This is a genomic window from Pontitalea aquivivens (assembly GCF_046507575.1).
Lineage (GTDB): Bacteria > Pseudomonadota > Alphaproteobacteria > Rhodobacterales > Rhodobacteraceae > Pontitalea > Pontitalea aquivivens.
Genome location: NZ_JBKFEY010000001.1, coordinates 155,197 through 170,767, shown reverse-complemented (window position 1 = coordinate 170,767; position 15,571 = coordinate 155,197). Strand labels below are relative to the sequence as shown.

The following is a 15,571-nucleotide window of genomic DNA, read 5'->3' as shown; positions in this document are numbered from 1 at the left end:
GCTACCCCCGGATATACAGATCAAGGCGCTGGCGGAACGGCGTGCCATCGGCCGCCTTCGCCTGCAGATGGATCAGCCAGGCCCCGGGGTCCAGCGTCATCGGCGCGGTATAGATGCCGCCGCGATAGGCAAAATCCGGGGTCCGGTCATCGCGCACATGGGTCGTGCGCCCGACCACGGCGGACAGTTCCGCCACCGGCGCGGGCAGGCCCGACGCATCGCGGATGATCAGCGACAGCTGCCCTTCGCCATATTCGGGCGTAACCTGCCAGCCCAGGGCCTCCTGGGCGTCACGCTCGGCATCGAAGGTCTGCGAGGCGACATAGGAATTCCTGACCTCCAGCCCCGGAAAGGTGGACACGGCCTGCCAGGCCAGCACCACATTGACCGCGATGATCACGCCAAAGGCCGAAACCGCAATGGCCAGAACATGGCGCCCGGTCAGGCGGAATTCTTTCGTCATGGTTCAGTTTGCCTTTCCGTTGAAGACCGTATCGGCGCTGACCCGATCGGCCGATCCGGTAACCGCCACCCAAAGCCGGATGTCGATCCGGTCCGCGGTGGCCGGCCCGCTGCCGGCCGGCGCCTCGATGTAAAGCCGCTGGGTCAGGGTTTCGTCGGCGGGCACGGTGACGGTGTCGGCACTTTGCCCTTCCAGCGACAGGCGCAACCCCTCGGCCCCGGGCGCGGCCGAAGTGACGGTGATGCGGAATTCGGCCGGCTCGCCCTGCTTGTTGCGCAGCCGCAGCGTATAGATGTTACGGATCGCCCCGTCGGACAGCTGGACATACAGCGGGTCGCGCGCCGGCGTCACGTTGAAATCGATGGGCGAGCGCAGGAACAGCGCCACCACCAGCCCCACGCCGATCGCCGACCACAGCCCGAAATAGATCATCGTGCGGACGCGGAAGATATGCTTCCAGATCTTCGTCGGATGACCGCCCGCGCGTTCCATCGCCTCATCCTTCAGGGCGAGATAGTCGATCAGGCCACGCGGCTTGCCGACCTTGTCCATCATCTCGTTGCAGGCATCGATACACAGGCCGCAGGTGATGCATTCCAGTTGCTGGCCGTTGCGGATGTCGATCCCCATCGGGCAGACGTTGACGCAGGCCATGCAGTCGATGCAATCGCCCTGCGCGGGATCCATCTCGCCCTTCTTCAGCTTGCCGCGCGGCTCGCCCCGCCAGTCGCGATAGGCGATGGTGATCGTATCCTCATCCATCATCGCGGCCTGAATCCGCGGCCAGGGGCAGGCATAGATACAGATCTGTTCGCGCGCGAACCCGCCAAAGGCGAAGGTGGTCAGCGTCAGGATCGCCATCGTGGTATAGGCGACCGGATGGGCCTGGCCGGTGACCAGATCGACCATAAGCGTCGGCGCATCGGTGAAATAGAACACCCAGGCCCCGCCGGTGGCCAGGCCAATCAGCAACCACAGCGTCCATTTGGTGATCCGCTTGCGGATCTTTTCGCCGTCCCATTTCTGCCGCAGCAGGCGGATGCGGGCGTTGCGGTCGCCTTCGACCCAGCGTTCGACCAGGATGAACAGGTCGGTCCAGACCGTCTGCGGGCAGGCATAGCCACACCAGACCCGGCCCAGCGCCGAGGTAAACAGGAACAGCCCCAGCCCCGCCATGATCAGAAGGCCCGCGACGAAATAGAATTCATGCGGCCAGATCTCGATCATGAAAAAGAAAAAGCGCCGGTTGGCCAGATCGATCAGCACCGCCTGATCGGGAAGCGCCGGGCCGCGGTCCCAGCGGATCCAGGGCGTCAGATAGTAAATGCCCAGCATCACCGCCATCAGCACCCATTTCAGCGTGCGGAAATTGCCTTTCACGCGGCGCGGAAAGATCGGTTCGCGGGCCGCGTAAAGGGGGGCGGGTTCATTGGGGTCGGTCACGCTCACGGGGGGACTCCGTTGGCTGGGGGTCTGGAATGGTTCTGAATATGGCGTGTCGGAAATTACTTTGACATGCGTCAAAAAGACAGGTTTGTGATACAGCTTATATCAGGCCGCTTGCGGCGGGGCATTTTTTCGGCGCATTTTCCCGGCCCGGGCCCCGGTCCGCACCAAACGGCAGGCGCAAGGGCGGCAAAGACCGCGCGCTGCAAAGTCGCCGCTGAAAAGTCACCGGCGCCCCCAGGAAACGCGCGAACAGGACGGGGCGCCGGTGCTACCCGGGGGGGCCAAGGCCCCCCCGAATGTCTTACTCGCCACCACCAAGGCTGTGGACATAGGCCGTCACGGCGCGGATCTCGGCCTCGGACAGGCGCGTGTTCCAGTTCGGCATCACGCCGAAGCGCGCATTGGTCACCGATTCCGTCAGCGAGGCCACGTCGCCGCCGTAAAGCCAGATCGCGTCGGTCAGGTTCGGCGCGCCCTGGGCCCGGTCGCCGGTGCCGTCTTCCATGTGGCACGAAGCGCAGTTGTCGGCATAGACGACGGCGCCTTCGGTCGCGGCGGCGGCGTCATGATCCTGGCCAGACAGCTGTCGCACGAATTGCACCACCTGATCGATCTGCTCTTTTTCCAGCAGTTCATCGGCCCCGAAGCGCGGCATTTCCGAATAGCGCGCATCCGCGTCATCCGTATTGCGGATACCGTGGGTGATGGTCAGATGGATGTCCTCCATCGTGCCGCCCCACAGCCAGTCGTTGTCCAGCAGGTTCGGATAGCCGACGTTGCCGCCCGCCCCCGCCCCGTGGCACTGTGCGCACCAGGTACCAAAGACGGCCCGGCCCGCATTCATGGTAAAGCTGGCCAGTTCCGGGTCGGCGGCGATCTGGTTCAGATCGGCGGCAACCAGCTTTTCCTCGACCGGCGCGTTTGCCGCGGCATAGCGGTCGATTTCGGCGGCGACATCGGCCCGGGTCGAATGGCCCAGGATGCCCGGCGTCGCCTCGTTGATCAGCGGCCAGGCCGGATAGGCGATGGAATAGCCCACGCCCCAGACCACGGTCGCATAGAAGGTCCACAGCCACCAGCGCGGCAGGGGGTTGTTGAACTCCTCGATGCCGTCCCACTCGTGGCCGGTCGTCTGGACCTCTTTCTGGATGGTCGGTTTTTTGCTCATCTCCACGCCTCCTTACAACGTGGCGCCGTCGCGGGCGGATGCGCTGTCGCGCACCGGCTCGCTGGCGGGTTTGTCTTCGTGCCGGAAGGGGATGTTCGCGGTGTCGTCATGCGTCTTGCGGCTTCCGGGCCGCCAGGCCCAGAAGACGACGAAGATGAACGTGCCGAACAGGCCGAGCATCGCCCAGCTGTCCGCGAATTCCCGGAGGATGTGATAATCCATCCCCCGCCCCCTTACCGGTTCGCCACGGGTTCGAAGGTCGAGAAATCGACCATCGTGCCAAGCACCTGCAGATAGGCGACCAGCGCATCCATTTCCGAAATGCCCGTCTTGCCGTCAAAGTTGCGCACGTTGACCTTTTCGCCATAGCGTTCCAGCAGACCGTCATAGTCGCTGTTGGGATCGGCCTGCGCGGCAAAATCGGCCCTGGCCGCCTCGATCATGTCCGAGGTATAGGGCACGCCCACCATCGCATCGGCCGTAAGCCGATCCTCGATATAGGACGCGTCGATCATCCGGTTCGACAGGAAACCATATTTCGGCATGATCGATTCCGGCACCACCGATTGCGGGTCCGTCAGGTGATCGACGTGCCAGCCATCGGAATAGCGTCCGCCCACCCGGGCAAGGTCGGGCCCCGTGCGCTTGGAACCCCACTGGAACGGATGGTCATACATCGATTCCGCCGCCAGGCTGTAATGGCCATAGCGTTCGACCTCATCGCGCATCGGACGGATCATCTGGCTGTGGCAGACATAACAGCCTTCGCGCACATAGATGTCGCGCCCGGTCAGCTCCAGCGGGGTGTAGGGGCGAACCCCTTCCACCTTTTCGATCGTGTTCTCAAGATAGAACAGCGGAACGATTTCCACGATGCCGCCCACGGTGACGACAAGGAAGGATCCGATCAGCAGAAGCGTCGCGTTCTTTTCGATGACGCCGTGTTTGTCAAGAATTCCCATATCCGGTCCTCCCCTTATTCAGCCGGAACCGCAGAGACGCCGGCAGCCGCGTGGCGGGGCTGTTTGGCGACCGTGGCCCAGAGGTTGTAGACCATGATGATCGCCCCGGTCAGGTAAAGCACCCCGCCCAGACCGCGCACCACATACATCGGGAACTTGGCGGACACCGTGTCCGCAAAGGCGTTCACAAGGAAGCCCTGGCTGTCGACTTCACGCCACATCAGGCCTTCCATGATGCCCGTGACCCACATCGAGGACGCGTACAGCACGATCCCGATGGTGGCGAGCCAGAAATGCCAGCTGACCAGCGAGAGCGAATACAGCCGCTCACGCGCCCAAAGCCGCGGCACCAGGAAGTAGAGCGCGCCAAAGGTGATCATGCCGTTCCAGCCCAGCGCACCGGAATGCACATGGCCGATGGTCCAGTCGGTGTAATGCGACAGGCTGTTCACGGCCTTGATCGACATCATCGGGCCTTCAAAGGTGGACATGCCGTAAAAGCCGATCGACACCACCATCATGCGGATGATCGGGTCGGTGCGCAGCTTGTCCCAGGCGCCCGACAGCGTCATCAGGCCGTTGATCATGCCACCCCAGGACGGCATCCACAGGATCACCGACATCACCATGCCCAGCGTCGAGGCCCAGTCCGGCAGCGCGGTATAGTGCAGGTGGTGGGGACCGGCCCAGATATACAGGAAGATCAGCGCCCAGAAGTGCACGATCGACAGCTTGTAGGAATAGACCGGGCGTTCGGCCTGCTTGGGCACAAAGTAATACATCATCCCCAGGAAGCCCGCGGTCAGGAAGAAGCCCACCGCGTTATGCCCGTACCACCACTGCGTCATCGCATCCTGAACGCCGGCAAAGACCTGCACCGACTTCGAACCGAAGACGCTGACCGGAACCGACAGGTTGTTGACGATATGCAGCATCGCAATGGTCACGATGAAGGACAGGTAGAACCAGTTGGCCACATAGATGTGGGGCTCGCGCCGCTTCAGGATCGTGCCCAGGAACACCATCAGATAGACGACCCAGACGATGGTCAGCCACCAGTCGACATACCATTCCGGTTCCGCATATTCCTTGGACTGCGTCGCGCCCAGGATATAGCCCGCCGCAGCCAGGACGATCATCAGCTGATAGCCCCAGAACACGAACCAGGCCGCGTTGCCGCCGAACAGGCGCGCCGCCGAGGTCCGCTGCACGACATAAAACGAGGTCGCGATCAGCGCGTTGCCCCCGAAGGCAAAGATCACCGCCGAGGTATGCAGCGGGCGCAGCTTGCCAAAGTTCAGATAGCCATGCGTCAGATCCGACAGGTTCAGCGCGGGAAAGGCCAGCTGGAACGCGATGATCGTGCCGACCAGAAAACCCACCACGCCCCAAAGCGCGGTGGCGATGACCCCGGCGCGGATGACGCCGTCGTTATATTCGTTCCGGGGCGCCGGCTGGCGGTCCCCCATCGTGCGCAGCACCCAGATGAACGCGATCGCCGCCGCCAGCATGACGGTCAGCGCGTTCACCATATAGGCAAGATCGCGCGCATAATTGGCCGCGATCGCGGCCAACAGCGCAATCACGCCCAGCGCGATCAGCTTAAGATAATCCCACATTATAACGTCCCTTCGTCTGTCCCGGCCCCCGACTCGAAATCCTGGCGGGGTCTTTCCGACTGATGCCCTTGTGAGCCGGGGGCATCAACCATGCTTTGATCTGTATCAAATCCAATCCGCCGCACCGGGACAATTTGTCACGCCGCCGCATTGCCGATACCTCTTGAAAGATTCTTCCCCGAAAACGTTTCCTTGCACCTTGATCCGCATCAAGGCACTAATTTGTAACACGGCTAAGCATTCCCGTGACATTCTTTTTCCGGCGGAGGATCCCCATGAGCTATAAGTCAATCCTGACCATCGTCACCGATGCCGAGGCCGCGCGCGCGCAGATCGACACGGCGGTAGCCATGGCCCGGCGCGAGGATGCCCATCTGGACGTGCTTTGCATGGGCGTCGACCGGACCCAGACGGGCTATTACTACGCAGGCGCCACCGCCTTCATTCAGCAGGAAACCATCGAGCGCGCCCAGGATGACGCGCGCGGCCTGGAAGCCGCGATGCGCGAACGGCTGGCAGCCGAGGACATCCGCTGGGGCGCCGAGGCGATCGTTGCGCAGCTGGGCGCGATCTCGGCCGTGGTGGGCATGCGCGCGCGCTTTGCCGATCTGGTGGTGATGGGCCGCCCCTATGCCAAGGGCCGCGGCCAGGAAATTGAGGCCGTGGTCGAGGCCGCGATGTTCGAAGGCCAGGCCCCCGCGCTGGTCGTGCCCGACGGATATGCCGGCCAGATCGCACCGCGGCGTGTCGTCGTGGCCTGGAACCAGTCGAATGAAGCGATGAGCGCGATCCGCAAGGCCTTGCCGCTGCTGAAGGCGGCCGATCTGGTGGACATCACCATCATCGACCCGCCCACGCACGGCCCCGAACGGTCCGACCCCGGCGGCCAGCTGAGCCAGCTTCTGGCGCGCCACGGCGTCAAGGCCGAGGTTTCGGTCCTGGCCAAGACGATGCCGCGTGTGTCCGACGTGATCAACCGCCATGTGCGCGACAGCAATGCCGACCTGGTTGTGATGGGCGCCTATGGCCATTCGCGCTTCCGCGAGGCGATCCTGGGCGGGGCCACACGCAACATGCTGGAAAACGCCGAAACCCCGGTGCTGATGGCGCATTGATCGCCCGGCAACAGCGAAAGGGGGCGGCCCGGCGGGCCGCCCCTTCGCGTTCCGGCAGGCCGGATCAGTTCAGCAGGCCTTCGGCCTTCATCGCCGCCTGCACCGCCGGGCGGGCCGCGATGCGCGCGCGCAGCGCGTTAAGGTGCGGGAAAACCGACAGGTCATGGCCGACAAAGGCCGACCAGTTCGTCACCGTGAACAGATAGGCATCGGCGGGGGTAAAGCTGTCGCCCGCCAACCAGGCGCGCCCGTCCGACAAAAGCCCCTCGATCCAGGCCAGCCTGGCATCCAGAACGACCTTTTGCGCCGTGCGGCCCTCATCCGTGATCCCGGGGGCAAAAAATGGCGAATAGGATTTGTGCAGCTCGGACGAGATGTAGTTCAGCAGTTCCTGCACCCGCGCGCGCGCCAGCGTGCCCGGCGCCGGCAGCAGGTCGGCGGCGCCCGCCTGATCGACCACGAACTGCATGATCGCGACACCTTCGGTCAGCACCGCGCCATCATCCAGCACCAGCGCCGGAACCGCGCCCTTGGGATTGATCGCGCGGAAATCGGCCCCCGTCTCGGTCGTCTTGGCGCGAATATCGGCACGCTCGGTCGCAAAGGGGCGGCCGACCTCGTGCAGGGTGATGTGGCAGGCAAGCGAACAGGCACCGGGCGAATAGTAAAGCTTCATCGCAACACTTCCTTCTGCGGCGGCCAGACCATTCCGCCGCCCTGGGCGGACCCTAGGCCTGCACGGGATCGGGGAAAAGCGCGCCCACAGGCATGGGGCGCACCCACCCTGCACAGCCGCTGCGCGCAATCGCACAGTCAGATCAGGAAGCCACCGTCGCTGTCATCGCCCGCCTCTTCCATCAGGCGGTCCATGTCGGGCACGGTGACATGGCGCTTGCCTTCCAGCTCGATCACCCCGTCACGCTTCAGCGCCGACATCTGCCGGCTGACGGTTTCCAGCGTCAGGCCAAGGTAGTCGGCCATCGCCTCGCGCGTCAGCGGCAGGTCAAAGGTCATCCGCCCATGCGCCGCGCGCATCTGCACCGCCGCATCCCGCCGCGCGATGATCGCCAGCAACGAGGCGATTTTTTCCCGCGCCGTCTTGCGGCCCAGCAGCAGCATCCATTCGCGCGCCGCATCCAGTTCGTCCAGCGTCATTTCAAGCAGCCGCTGGGCGATATGCGGGGTGCGCGCCATCATGTCTTCAAACGGCTTCTTGCGGAAGCAGCACATCATCAGACCGGTGGTCGCCGTCACGTTATAGGCCGCGCATTCGCGCCCCGGCCGGCCCACGAAATCGGACGGCAGCAGCAGGCCCACCATCTGCGTGCGCCCGTCTTCCATCGTCTGGGTCAGCGTGGCGATGCCCGACACGACCGAGGCCACGAAATCCATCTTGTCGCCCGACCAGACAACGGTCTGGCCCGCCTCGAAGCTGCGGTAATACTTGATTTCTTCGAGCAGTTCGAGTTCATCGCTTTCGCAACGCGCACAGACGGCGCGATGGCGTATCGGGCAGTCCCCGCAACGAAGCGAGACCGGGTGAACATCATCGGGGGCCATCATGGCTTTCTTGATTTGTGTCAATTTCTGTTGCGCGTCGTCCGGTTAAGAATACCCGCATGGAACAGGAATCGCAACTCACCCGGCTCGGTCTTTTCGACGCACGGGTGCCCCGCTACACCAGCTACCCCACCGCGCCGCATTTTTCGGCCGATGTGGGGTCAGCGCAATTTGAAGACTGGATCGCGGCGATCCCCGCCGGGTCCTCGATTTCGCTTTACATGCATGTGCCCTTTTGCCGGCGGCTGTGCTGGTTCTGCGCCTGCCGCACCCAGGGTACGCAAAGCGACGACCCCGTCCGCGCCTATGCCGAGGTGCTGCTGGCGGAACTGAAGATGCTGAAGGACCGCCTGGCCCCCGGGGTCACGCTGTCGCGCCTGCACTGGGGCGGGGGCACGCCCACCTTGATGCCCGCCGACATGATGGCCCGCGTCGCCGATGCGGTGTTCGAGGCGGTGCCGATGGGCGAAGGCGCCGAATTTTCCGTCGAGATCGACCCCAATGAAATCGACGATGCGCGCATGGATGCGCTGGCCGCGGCGGGGATGAACCGCGCCTCGATCGGGGTGCAGGATTTCGACCCCCAGATCCAGCAGGTGATCGGCCGCGACCAAAGCTATGAGGTCACCCGCCGCGCGGTTGAGATGATCCGCGAAAGGGGCGTGCAAAGCCTGAATGCCGACATTCTGTATGGCCTGCCGCACCAGACCAACACCAAGATCGCGCAAAGCGTCCAGAAGCTTCTGTCGCTGTCGCCCGACCGGGTGGCACTTTACGGTTATGCCCATGTGCCGTGGATGGCGCGGCGGCAGACGATGATCCCGTCCGACCACCTGCCCACGCCGCAGGAACGGCTGGCGCTGTTTGAAACCGCGCGCCAGCTGTTCGTGACCGATGGCTATGACGAAATCGGCATCGACCATTTCGCCCTGCCCACGGACGGGCTGGCCCGCGCGCAGAAGGCCGGCCTGTTGCGGCGCAACTTCCAGGGCTATACCGACGATCTGGCGCCGGTTCTGGTGGGGATGGGGGCCTCGTCCATCTCGCGCTTCCCGCAAGGCTATGCGCAGAACGCCTCGGCCACCTCGGTCCATATCAAGGCGATCCGCGAAGGGCGCTTTTCCACCGCCCGCGGCCACGCCTTCAGCGATGAAGACAAGCTGCGGTCGCGCATGATCGAGGCGCTGATGTGCGATTTCCGCATCGACGCGGCCGAACTGATGCGCGACCATGGCGTACCGCGCGCCCGGCTGGAAACGATGTTCGCCGATTGCGCCGCCCGGTTCGAGGATATGGTCGAGGTCACGCCCACCGGCCTGTTCATCCCCGAAAAGGGCCGCCCGCTGACGCGGATGATCGCGCGCAGCTTTGACACCTATGACCTGTCGAAGGCGGGCCATTCCTCGGCGATCTGACCGGAACCGCAAAGGGGAAAGGGGCGCCGGCGGCGCCCCTGACCGTTACAGAAAGCCCGCGTTGGCCATGGCCGCGCGCAAATGCGCATCGCCCTGCGGCGACAAGGGCACCAGCGGCAGGCGCACCGTGTCGGACATGACGCCCGACAGCGCCAGCGCGCGTTTCACAGGGCTGGGGCTGCTTTCCACGAACATCGCGGCGGCCAGCGGCGACAGGCGTTCGTGCAGCGCCAGCGCATCGTCGCGCCGGCCTTCGGCCCAGGCGGTGTAAAGCGCCACGACCTCAGCCGGAAGGTAGTTCGACAGGACCGAGGTCAGCCCCCGCGCCCCCAGCGCAAAGAACGGCAGCGCCAGACCGTCATCGCCGCAATGCACCACGAAATCGGGGCCGCAGGCGGCGCGCAGCGCGGTAACGCGCGCGGCATCGCCACCGGCTTCCTTGATCGCGACGATATTGCGATGCGCGCGCGCCAATGCACCGGCGGTTTCCGGCGCGATCGCAACCCCGGTGCGGCCGGGAACGGAATAAAGCATCACATCGACCGGCGCGGCCCCGGCCACGGCGCTGAAATGCGCGATCAGCCCTTCCTGCGTCGGCTTGTTGTAATAGGGCGTGATCAACAGCACCCCATGCGCCCCCGCATCCGCCGCGCGGCGGCTGGCGGCCACGGTCTTTTTCGTGACGTTGCTGCCGGTGCCGGCCAGCACATAGGCGGCATTGCCCGCGCGCTTGACCGTATGGGCGATGACGGCCAGCGCCTCTTCCTCATCCAGGGTGGCGGCCTCGCCGGTGGTGCCCACGGGCACAAGCCCCGCGATCCCGGCTTCCAGCTGGCGGTTGATCAGGCGGTCATAGGCGTCCCAGTCGATGCTGCCCGCATCGGTGAAGGGGGTGACAAGGGCGGTGAAAACACCGTTGAAACGGGTCAGATCGGTCATGCCAGGTCCTTTCAGGAAATGTCGGCGGGCGCATAGGCCCCGTTGGGCTGGCCCACCAGCCAGCGTGCGGCCGCCAGCGCGCCCGCGGCATAGGCGGCGCGGCTGGCAACGGTGAGGGTCAGGGAAATTTCGGCCACGCCCAGATCGAAGCGCAGCGTGTTGATGCCGGGCGTATCGCCGATGCGGTGAATTTCGGTGCCAACCGCGCGACCATCGGCGGACAGATCGGCCACAAGGCCCTGCGTTGTCCCCGAGGCGGCGGGCTTTTTCTGCGCGTTATAGGTTTCGGCCACGGTCAGGCCCGCCCCGGGCAGGGTCGCGGCCAGCATCATCCCGGCACGGCGGAACGCCTCGAACCCCAGCGTGAAATTCGCGCCGATCAGGATCGGGCGGCGCGCGCCCTCGGCCCGCAGGCGCGCGGCCTGATCGGGGGCAAAGCCGGTGGTGCCAATCACCAGCGGCAGGGGGTTGCCCGCCAGCCGGTCCAGCAGGTCCATCACCGCGACGGGCGTGGAAAAATCGACCAGCACATCAGCCGCAAACCCCGCCGCGGCCAGCGCCGCGCCGTCGCGCCCCGAAATCGCCTCGGCCAGGGTCAGATCGGTGCCAGCGCCGACCTGGGCCACGACCTCGCGCCCGACCTTGCCACCCGCCCCCAGAACCGCGACCCGCATCAGTCGATCACCACGCGCGGTTCGGACATTTCGCGCATCGCGATGCGCACGCCCTCGCGCCCCAGGCCGGACCGCTTGATGCCGCCGAAGGGCACATGTTCGGCGCGGAAATCGGGGCCCTCGTTGACCATGATCCCGCCGACCTGAAGCCCCCGCGTCAGCTTGCGGATCGCGGCGTGGTCGTTGCTGAAGATCCCGGCCTGCAGCCCGTAATCGGACCCGTTCACCTCGGCCATGGCCGCGTCCAGATCGGCAAAGGGGCGCAGCGCCAGCACGGGGCCAAAGGTTTCCTCGGCCACCAGCTTCATTTCGGGTCGCACATCGGCCACCACGGTGGGGGCGATCAGGTTGCCCTCACGCGTGCCGCCCGTCAAAAGCCGCGCGCCCATCGCCTGCGCCGCCACCAGCCGCGCCATGATCTCATCGGTCGCCGCCGCGTCGATCACCGGGCCCATCCGGGTCGCGTCATCCGCCGGATCGCCAAAGCGATGCGCGGCCACGCCTTCCAGCAACACCTGGGTAAAAGCGTCGGCAACATCCTGATGAACGTAAAGCTTTTTCACCGCGGCGCAGCTTTGGCCCGCGATTTCATAGCGATGGCCGATGGCGGTGGCGGCCGCAGCCGCCAGATCGGCATCGGGCAGCACGAACAGCGGATCATTCCCGCCCAGTTCCATCAGGCAGCGCACCAGCCCGCTTTCGCGCTTCAGCGCCAGCCCCGCATTCGGCCCGCCGGTAAAGGACAGAAGGTCGATCGGCGCCCGCGCCAGCGCCAGCGCCGCCGCGGCCCCGCCATGGACGATCTGCACCAGATCGGTGGGAAACCCCGCCTCAACCGTCAGCCGCACCAGATGATCGGCGGCCAGCGGCGCCTTGGGCGAAGGCTTGACCACCACCGCATTGCCCGCCCCGATCGCGGGGCCAAGCTTGTGGCACAGCAGGTTGACCGGATAGTTGAAGGGCGTGATCGCGGCCACCACGCCGGTCGGCGCAAGGCTGACCACCGCCTGCCGGTCCACCCCGCCCGCGACGATGGCGCAATGCATCACCTCGCCGTCCAGGAAGGTCGCGGCATCGCCCGACAGGCGCAGCGTGTTCTGCGCGCGGCGGATTTCGTTGCGCGCCTCGGTGATGGTCTTGCCCATCTCGGCGCAGACGGTCCGGGCCAGCGTTTCGGCATCGCGGGCGACCAGATCGGCCAGCCGGTTCAACAGATCGCGCCGCTGATGCGGGGTCGAGACGCGGAACGCGGCCGCCGCAACCCTGGCGCGGGTGACGGTGGCGCGGATTTCGGGTTCCGGGGCTTCGGGCAATTCCCCCACCACCGCGCCGGAAAACGGGTTGCGGATGGTGAAGCATTCGGCATTGGCGGGGCGCAGCGGCGCGGCAAGGGTCATCAGGTCTCTCCTTCGGTCTCGTCGGTGGCGGCCAGCAAATCGGCCACGGCAATGGGGCGGGCGGGCCAACGGGGCGCGCCGATCCCGGGGTTGGGTATGTCGGGGTTGGGTATGTCGGGGCCCCGTCTGTCAGGTGATGCCAGCCGCGCGACCCAATCGCCGCAGAACCGGCCCTGGCAGGGCCCCATGGCAAAGCGGCCATCCAGCCGCAGTTGCCGCGCGCGGGGGTTTGGCCCCAGGGCGCGCAGATCGTTCACCGTGCGCGCCTCGCAGCGGCAGATCACGGTGTCGCCCGGCAGATCGGCCAGCCGCGCCACGCCGTCATGGGCGTAAAGCCGCGACAGCAGGGCCTGCGCCGCGCGCTGGCAGGCAAGTTCGGGGTCGGGCGCGGGCACGGGGCGGCCCAGCAGGCGCGCGGCCAGCGCCGCGCCACCGGCCCGGCCATCGGCCAGCGCGGCGCGCGCGCCCAGCGCCTCGCGGCAATCGCCAAGGCGAACCACGGGAAGGGTCGCGCAATCGGGCAGGCCGATGTCATTGGGACGGATGCCGTCATGCAGCGCGATGTGATCCGCGACGAACCGGCGCGCGCCGCGCGGGCCATCCACCTCGGCGCACAGCGCGCCGCCTTCGGCCCGGATCGCGGTCAGATGGGTGCCGGTCAGGATCGGCACCCGCGCCAGCCGCAGGCGGGCGAGGTAAAGGGCCGCCTCGGCCCAATAGCTGCGCGGCAGGCCCAGGGCGGCCAGCGGCCTGGCAAAGGGCCGCCCGGCCTCAAGAATCGCGACCGGCGGGCGGCCCAGTTTCACCAGTTCCGCCCCCAGCGCCAGCAACAGCGGACCGGACCCCGCCAGCAGCACGCGACCCGCAGGCGCCTCGGCCAGGGTTTTCAGCCGCGTTTGCAGGCTTCCGGCGGTTTCCACCCCCGGCAAGGTCCAGCCCTGCCGCGGCTGCACGCTTTCGCGCGCGCCCAGCGCCAGCACCAGCGCAGAGGGCCGGAACAGCCGGTTCATGGCGCCGCTCAACAGCACGGCGCCGGTATGATCCACCCCGCCAAAGCGCGTGCCCGGCGACAGCGTGATCCGCCCGCCCTGCGCCGCAACCCCCGCCATCACCCCCGCCCAACGGCGTTTCTGCGCACCCGAGGCGATGCTGCGCCCGCCCGCCAGCGGCTGGCGATGGATCGCGCCGCCGACGGCCTGCGCCTGATCGACAACCAGAACGGACAGGCCCGCGCGGGCCAGTTCGGTGGCCGCCGACAGGCCCGCAAGCCCCGCGCCGACGACAAGAACGGTCTCAGCACGCATCATCGCCTCCGGTTTCGGGGGAAAGCCGCAGGCCGTCGCGCGCAGGCAAAAGGCAGGCCTCGGTGATCCGGCCCCCGGCGCGGATCAGGCACCCCTGACACAGACCGATCCCGCAGAATACCGCGCGCGCCTGCCCGGTGGGCGCGGTGCCAAAGGCGGCGATGCCCGCCCGCATCAGGGCGCTGGCGACGGTTTCACCCGCGCGGAAGGGCACGGGCTGGCCCGCCCAGAAGATCGTTCCGGTCGTCATGCCCGTGCCTCCTGCAGGGGGGCGCCAAAGCGCGCAGGGGTCAGCGCCGCCAGATCGGCGGCCAGCGCATCGGTGGGCGCAAGGCCGCGGACCATCCGCGCAACCTCGCGCCCGATCAGGGCGGACAGGCAGATGCCGTCACCTTCAAAGCCGGTGGCAATGGTGATGCGCGGGGCGCCCGGCAGCGGCCCGACAATGGGCAGGCTGTCGGCCACGGCCGCGCGGATACCGGCAAAGGCCCGGATCACGCGGCGCTCGGCCAGCGCGGGGAAGGCATCGACCGCCCGGCGCATCAGCTGGCGCAGGGTGGCGAAATCGACAAGGGCAGGATCGGCGTGATCCTCACGGCTGGACCCGATCAGGAACTGGCCGGTGGTCAGCGGATCGATCACCACGGGCGGCAAGGGCAGCACGCCGGGGGCATCGGTCTTGGCCACAAGATAGGCCGCGGCGGTCAGCGACCCGGGCAAGGCACCCGCCGGGCCACGGTCGGTCACGAACAACTGCCCCGCGCGCGGCTGCACCGGCAGGGCCGGGAACAGCGCCGGCGTAGACACGCCCAGCGCCGCGACCAGATGGCCCGCGCGCAGCCGCCGGTCGCCCAGATCGATCGTGACACCCGCGTCATCGGTTTCCAGCCCGCAGATGCGGGCGGGCCAGACCGGGGTGATTCCCGGCGCGGCCAGATAGGCGCGCACCGCCTTGTGCCCGGGCATATGGCCTTCGCCGTCCAGCGTCACCAGCCGCTCGACCGCCGCGCCCAGGCCCGGCAGCGCGCCGGCGCCGCCATCGCCGGTTACCCGCACCGGGCCCGCGATCTGCGCCAGCTTGTCGATCAGCGCATCAAGTGCTGCGATTTCCGCATCGCCCTGACCGAAAACATACGAGGGACGGGCATGAAATGCCCCGGCCAAAAGCCCCCGCACCGCCAGATCGCGCGTGTAAAGCAATGAGGCCGAAGCCAGCCGCGCCAGCGGCCCCGGCTTTTTCGAGGCCACCGACACCGCCCCGTCCGACGCGCCAGACGCCGCCGCCGCCGGGCCCACCGCATCGATCAGCGCCACCCGCAAACCGGCCTGCGCCAGATGCCAGGCGACCGAGGCGCCGACGATCCCGGCGCCGGCAATGGCCACGTCATGATGCAGGGCTTGGGTCAAGGCGGGCTCCGCTTTGGGGTGTTGCGGGGAAAGGCGGCGTCGGTACGGCGGGCCGGAACGCCCGTCACGGGGAAAGGCTAGCCCGCGCCCCAAGGCCGC

The 15,571-nt window shown here is 66.8% G+C and carries 16 protein-coding genes; 2 read left to right on the top strand and 14 right to left on the bottom strand.

All coding sequences use genetic code 11. The features are described 5' to 3' along the window. Position 1: 1 nt before the first annotated feature. The 6 genes from ACK8OU_RS00840 to ccoN all read right to left on the bottom strand — a co-directional run bounded on the left by ACK8OU_RS00840 (position 2) and on the right by ccoN (position 5,661). The gene (locus ACK8OU_RS00840; protein ID WP_410301448.1) at positions 2-463 is read right to left on the bottom strand and encodes a FixH family protein; all 462 of its coding nucleotides are present in this window, start codon (positions 461-463) and stop codon (positions 2-4) included. Between the two features lie 3 nt (positions 464-466). Next, the gene (gene ccoG / locus ACK8OU_RS00835; protein WP_410301985.1) at positions 467-1,906 is read right to left on the bottom strand and encodes a cytochrome c oxidase accessory protein CcoG; all 1,440 of its coding nucleotides are present in this window, start codon (positions 1,904-1,906) and stop codon (positions 467-469) included. A 307-nt stretch (positions 1,907-2,213) separates the two neighbouring features. Then, positions 2,214-3,080 (bottom strand): cytochrome-c oxidase, cbb3-type subunit III, encoded by an 867-nt coding sequence (gene ccoP / locus ACK8OU_RS00830; RefSeq protein WP_410301447.1) that lies wholly within the window; start codon positions 3,078-3,080, stop codon positions 2,214-2,216. Between the two features lie 12 nt (positions 3,081-3,092). Beyond that, the gene (locus ACK8OU_RS00825; RefSeq protein ID WP_410301445.1) at positions 3,093-3,302 is read right to left on the bottom strand and encodes a cbb3-type cytochrome oxidase subunit 3; all 210 of its coding nucleotides are present in this window, start codon (positions 3,300-3,302) and stop codon (positions 3,093-3,095) included. Between the two features lie 11 nt (positions 3,303-3,313). Continuing rightward, positions 3,314-4,042: a cytochrome-c oxidase, cbb3-type subunit II gene (gene ccoO, locus ACK8OU_RS00820; RefSeq protein ID WP_410301444.1), complete on the bottom strand. Its 729-nt coding sequence runs from the start codon at positions 4,040-4,042 to the stop codon at positions 3,314-3,316. 14 nt (positions 4,043-4,056) lie between these two features. Then, entirely contained in the window at positions 4,057-5,661 is a 1,605-nt protein-coding gene (gene ccoN, locus ACK8OU_RS00815) for a cytochrome-c oxidase, cbb3-type subunit I (RefSeq protein ID WP_410301443.1), read from the bottom strand. Between the two features lie 275 nt (positions 5,662-5,936). On the opposite strand from ccoN, the gene ACK8OU_RS00810 reads away from it, so the two are divergent. After that, positions 5,937-6,776 carry a universal stress protein gene (locus ACK8OU_RS00810; RefSeq protein ID WP_410301442.1) on the top strand — a complete coding sequence of 280 codons (840 nt, stop codon included), beginning with the start codon at positions 5,937-5,939 and terminating at the stop codon, positions 6,774-6,776. A 64-nt stretch (positions 6,777-6,840) separates the two neighbouring features. Here the strand turns inward: ACK8OU_RS00810 and gstA are convergent, their stop codons facing one another. Together gstA and fnrL are read right to left on the bottom strand one after the other, a co-directional pair. Further along, on the bottom strand, positions 6,841-7,452 hold the full coding sequence (gene gstA / locus ACK8OU_RS00805; RefSeq protein ID WP_410301441.1) for a glutathione transferase GstA: 612 nt from the start codon (positions 7,450-7,452) through the stop codon (positions 6,841-6,843). Positions 7,453-7,589: 137 nt separating this feature from the next. Next, entirely contained in the window at positions 7,590-8,336 is a 747-nt protein-coding gene (gene fnrL / locus ACK8OU_RS00800; RefSeq protein ID WP_410301440.1) for a transcriptional regulator FnrL, read from the bottom strand. 59 nt (positions 8,337-8,395) lie between these two features. Here fnrL and hemN point away from each other — a divergent pair, with 59 nt between their 5' ends. Beyond that, positions 8,396-9,751, top strand: coding sequence for an oxygen-independent coproporphyrinogen III oxidase (gene hemN / locus ACK8OU_RS00795; protein ID WP_410301439.1), 1,356 nt, complete (start codon positions 8,396-8,398; stop codon positions 9,749-9,751). A gap of 45 nt (positions 9,752-9,796) precedes the next feature. Here hemN and dapA read toward each other — a convergent pair whose 3' ends face one another. Genes dapA through ACK8OU_RS00765 form a run of 6 tightly spaced genes read right to left on the bottom strand, consistent with a single transcriptional unit; the run spans position 9,797 to position 15,472 of the window. After that, on the bottom strand, positions 9,797-10,690 hold the full coding sequence (dapA, locus tag ACK8OU_RS00790; RefSeq protein WP_410301438.1) for a 4-hydroxy-tetrahydrodipicolinate synthase: 894 nt from the start codon (positions 10,688-10,690) through the stop codon (positions 9,797-9,799). Positions 10,691-10,701: 11 nt separating this feature from the next. Further along, a complete protein-coding gene (locus ACK8OU_RS00785; RefSeq protein ID WP_410301437.1) occupies positions 10,702-11,364 on the bottom strand; it encodes a dihydrodipicolinate reductase C-terminal domain-containing protein in 663 nt (220 codons plus the stop codon). After that, entirely contained in the window at positions 11,364-12,761 is a 1,398-nt protein-coding gene (locus tag ACK8OU_RS00780) for an aldehyde dehydrogenase family protein (protein ID WP_410301436.1), read from the bottom strand. Before ACK8OU_RS00780 ends, ACK8OU_RS00785 begins: the two co-directional genes overlap by 1 nt. Then, positions 12,761-14,065 (bottom strand): FAD-dependent oxidoreductase, encoded by a 1,305-nt coding sequence (locus tag ACK8OU_RS00775; RefSeq protein WP_410301435.1) that lies wholly within the window; start codon positions 14,063-14,065, stop codon positions 12,761-12,763. Before ACK8OU_RS00775 ends, ACK8OU_RS00780 begins: the two co-directional genes overlap by 1 nt. Further along, positions 14,055-14,315, bottom strand: coding sequence for a 2Fe-2S iron-sulfur cluster-binding protein (locus ACK8OU_RS00770; protein ID WP_410301434.1), 261 nt, complete (start codon positions 14,313-14,315; stop codon positions 14,055-14,057). The genes ACK8OU_RS00775 and ACK8OU_RS00770 overlap by 11 nt, the downstream gene beginning before the upstream one ends. Beyond that, positions 14,312-15,472, bottom strand: coding sequence for an NAD(P)/FAD-dependent oxidoreductase (locus ACK8OU_RS00765; protein WP_410301433.1), 1,161 nt, complete (start codon positions 15,470-15,472; stop codon positions 14,312-14,314). Before ACK8OU_RS00765 ends, ACK8OU_RS00770 begins: the two co-directional genes overlap by 4 nt. Between the last annotated feature and the right edge of the window lie 99 nt (positions 15,473-15,571).